This is a genomic window from Deinococcus marmoris DSM 12784 (assembly GCF_000701405.1).
Lineage (GTDB): Bacteria > Deinococcota > Deinococci > Deinococcales > Deinococcaceae > Deinococcus > Deinococcus marmoris.
In genome coordinates this window covers 1-3,247 of sequence record NZ_JNIV01000189.1, presented here as the reverse complement: position 1 = coordinate 3,247, position 3,247 = coordinate 1, and the positions used below count along the sequence as shown (strand labels likewise).

Genomic DNA, 3,247 nt, shown 5'->3' with positions numbered 1-3,247 from the left:
AATGCTCCAGAAGTCGTCAGCAGAGTGCTGGAGTTGGATGGAAGAGAAGAATTTTTTGATCTGTACAGCCTACAGGATTTAATCGGAGTCCGTATGAGACCTCGCCGCCCACCGACTCCAGGAGCGCCTGTAAACCACCCGAAAAACCTTGCCCCACGCCTGTAACTCGCCACTGCCCCTGGTACCTGTAAACCTCAAGCAGAATCAACGCCCTCTCGTCTTGAAACATCTGTCCTTCCACATGAAAATGCACACTGTCCCCGCCCTCATCCATCAGGCTGGCCGTGCCGCGCCGAAGGGCTGAAAATGGCTGTTCATCACTGGTAGCTACGAAAACGAGACGATGAATGCCAAGTGGCAGCCGCGCCAGATCAACCCGAAACGAACGCTCTGAGAGATTGAGTATGATCGCCTGCTCAGGACTGGTCGTCTGATTGTAAAAAATGAAGTAGCGATCATCCGCCAGGTGTCGGGACTCGTCCAGGCCGAATACACTGAGATCAGCGGTTTCAATGCCGGGCAAATGTGCCCGAAGGGTGAGTTGCGGCTGGGCAGTCAGTCCGTCAAGTGTGAGCCTTTGCCCGCGCTGAAGCTGCTGGATCATCTCAAGACTTTAGCGTGTCAGAGGTCAAATTAGAGGCGCAAACATCTAAAAGCTCAGAGGCCGCAGGCATCAAGCCCCGGCCCCTCATCCTTCCTGCTCCACTCAGATCAGGCTGAGCTGGTCCCCGTCGGCAATATGGGTCAGGTGTTCGGGCAACCCGCGCGGGTGGTCCATCACGATCTGCTCGGCCTTGTAACTGCTGCGGACCAGCGGCCCCGACACGATTTCCAGAAAGCCCAGCTTCATGCCTTCCTCGCGGATCTCGTTGAATTCGGCGGGGGTCACGTAACGCTCTACGGCCAGATGGTGCATGGTGGGGCGCAGGTATTGCCCGAAAGTCAGCACGTCCACCCCTGCTGCGCGGCAGTCGATCATGGTCTGCATGATTTCCTCTCGCGTTTCGCCCAGCCCCAGCATCACGGATGTTTTGGTGATCACGTCCGGGCGGGCGCGTTTGGCGTGGGCCAGCACCGCCAGCGTCTGGTCATAGTCGGCGCGGATGTCACGGACCGGATGGGTCAGGCGGCGCACCGTTTCGATGTTCTGGGCGTAGGTGTCCACGCCGCTCTCCAGCACCAGATCCACGCAGTGGGTGTTGCCGCTGAAGTCGGGGGTCAGTGCCTCCACGCGGGTTTCGGGATTCAACTTTTTAATGGCCGCTACCGTCTTGGCGAAGTGGTACGCGCCGCCGTCCGGCAGATCGTCGCGGTCCACCGAGGTCAGCACGACGTACTTCAGGCCCATCAGCGCCACGCTCTCGGCCACGCCCTGCGGCTCGTCCAGGTCCAGCTTGCCCATCGGGTTGCCGGTGTCCACGGCGCAGAAGCGGCAGCCGCGCGTGCAGATATGCCCCATCAGCATGAAGGTGGCGGTGCCGCGTGACCAGCACTCGCCGATGTTGGGGCACATCGCTTCCTCGCAGACCGTGTGCAGGCGGTGTTCCTTGACGATCTTGCGGACCTCACCGAACACCTGTCCGGTAGGGATGGTGACCTTCAGCCAGTCGGGCTTCTTCTCGCGCACGGGCACGCTGTCCTTGCGGTAGATGCCGTTCTTGACGAATTTGGCCTGCTTTTCGGTGCCCTGGTTCTGTGCGGTCTGATCAGTCTGGGTCATGAATTAGCTCCCCGCCCCGGCAAGTTCCGGCAGCGTCCAGTCGTAGGTTTCAAAGGTGGTGGTAAAGGCGTCGGAAAGTGCTGTGCGGGCCGCGTTCATATCGGGACTGCTGCCCAGACCGCGCAGTTCGCACTCGCGTTCCACGCTGGTCATCTGCGTGCCGCTCAGGCCACACGGCACGATCAACTCGAAGTGCTGGAGATTGGTGGTCACGTTCATAGCCAGCCCGTGCAGCGCGACATTCTTCTGCACCGCCACGCCGAAGGAGGCGATCTTCTGATCGTAACTCAGGCCGTTGACCTCGCGCGGATCGACGTACACGCCTGCATAACCGGGATTAGGGCGGGCGTCTGGAAGGCCCATCGTGTTCAGCGCCGCGATGGTGGCGGCTTCCAGCAACCGCAGGAAGTCCTGCACGCGCCGGCCCACCGGGAAGATCGCGTAGGCCACCAGTTGACCGGGGCCGTGGTAGGTCACGTCGCCGCCGCGCTCCACTTCCAGCACCTCGATGCCCTGCGCTTCCAGATACTCGCGGGTCACGATGATGTTGGTGCCCTCGCGCGCCTTGCGGCCCAGCGTCAGCACGGGCGGGTGTTCCACGAGCAGCAGCGCGGGTCTGCCCCCTGCCGCCACCCGCGCGTGGTGTTCTTTCTGCAAGGCCCAGGCGTCGCGGTATGGCACGCGGCCCAGGTCTATGGTGTCGAATGCGGCGGCCTTCATGTCCAGAATTGTACGCCCGGCCTGCGGGCATTCACCGTGTCCTGCACCGAATTACGCCCCGGATTGACCACGCACCCTGGTGAATCTGCGCCCTCAGGCTGGTTATGCAGCTCCCCGAGGTGTCCGGCCTGTCAGGACGTAACATGCACCCCATGCCCAAACTTGTTCCTCCCTCCAGCCACTACAAGCAGAGTTTCACCCAGGCCGTGCGCGAGGCCCAGGCGTCCGGCAGCGGTCTGGGCGACACCCTGAAGTGGGACGTGGCCGGGATGGAAGCCGACTTTGACCGCGTGCTGGCCGAGTTGCGCCGCTACGAGCCGGGCAACGAGCTGCCGGAAGGCTTCGTGCATTCCGAGGCACTGTGGCTGGTGGAGGGCGACGCGTATCTGGGCCGCGCCAGCCTGCGCCACACCCTCAACGATCACCTGCGAGAGTTTGGCGGCCACATCGGCTACGAGGTTCGTCCCTCGGCGCGGCGGCAGGGCCACGGCAGCACCATCCTGCGCCTGACGCTGGAGCGTGCGCGTGCGCGTGCGCTGGGATTGGAACGCGTGATGATCAGTTGCGACACCGACAATCTCGGCTCACGCGGGGTGATCGAGGGCAACGGCGGTGTATTGGAAGGGGAGTTCGTGCTGGATTTTCATCCCAAGCCGATCCGGCGCTACTGGATCACGCTTTAGCGCTTACTTTTGCTTGTTGCCTTTACTGGTCAGGGCTACCGCAAAGTCAGGGTAGGGTGGTGGGTGTCATCCAAAATTATTCGTCAAGCAGACCTGATCACGCTGACCGCCACCTTTGCCACCC

Annotated in this window: 4 protein-coding genes; 1 reads left to right on the top strand and 3 read right to left on the bottom strand. The window is 62.0% G+C overall.

Annotated features, from left to right (window positions below; all coding sequences use genetic code 11):
* Positions 1-16: 16 nt before the first annotated feature.
* From Q319_RS0122845 to lipB, 3 genes are all read right to left on the bottom strand, one after another.
* Complete coding sequence (locus tag Q319_RS0122845; RefSeq protein ID WP_051655705.1) at positions 17-604, bottom strand: TerD family protein; 588 nt, start codon at positions 602-604, stop codon at positions 17-19.
* A gap of 102 nt (positions 605-706) precedes the next feature.
* The gene (lipA, locus tag Q319_RS0122840) at positions 707-1,720 is read right to left on the bottom strand and encodes a lipoyl synthase (RefSeq protein ID WP_029484696.1); all 1,014 of its coding nucleotides are present in this window, start codon (positions 1,718-1,720) and stop codon (positions 707-709) included.
* 3 nt (positions 1,721-1,723) lie between these two features.
* Positions 1,724-2,440: a lipoyl(octanoyl) transferase LipB gene (lipB, locus tag Q319_RS0122835; RefSeq protein WP_029484695.1), complete on the bottom strand. Its 717-nt coding sequence runs from the start codon at positions 2,438-2,440 to the stop codon at positions 1,724-1,726.
* 152 nt (positions 2,441-2,592) lie between these two features.
* Here lipB and Q319_RS0122830 point away from each other — a divergent pair, with 152 nt between their 5' ends.
* On the top strand, positions 2,593-3,123 hold the full coding sequence (locus tag Q319_RS0122830; RefSeq protein ID WP_051655706.1) for a GNAT family N-acetyltransferase: 531 nt from the start codon (positions 2,593-2,595) through the stop codon (positions 3,121-3,123).
* Positions 3,124-3,247: the final 124 nt, after the last annotated feature.

Coding starts and splice junctions, on each gene's coding strand:
- lipB (WP_029484695.1), bottom strand. CDS start 2,440: ATGAAGGCCGCCGCATTCGACACCATAGACCTGGGCCGCGTGCCATAC.
- Q319_RS0122830 (WP_051655706.1), top strand. CDS start 2,593: ATGCCCAAACTTGTTCCTCCCTCCAGCCACTACAAGCAGAGTTTCACC.
- lipA (WP_029484696.1), bottom strand. CDS start 1,720: ATGACCCAGACTGATCAGACCGCACAGAACCAGGGCACCGAAAAGCAG.
- Q319_RS0122845 (WP_051655705.1), bottom strand. CDS start 604: ATGATCCAGCAGCTTCAGCGCGGGCAAAGGCTCACACTTGACGGACTG.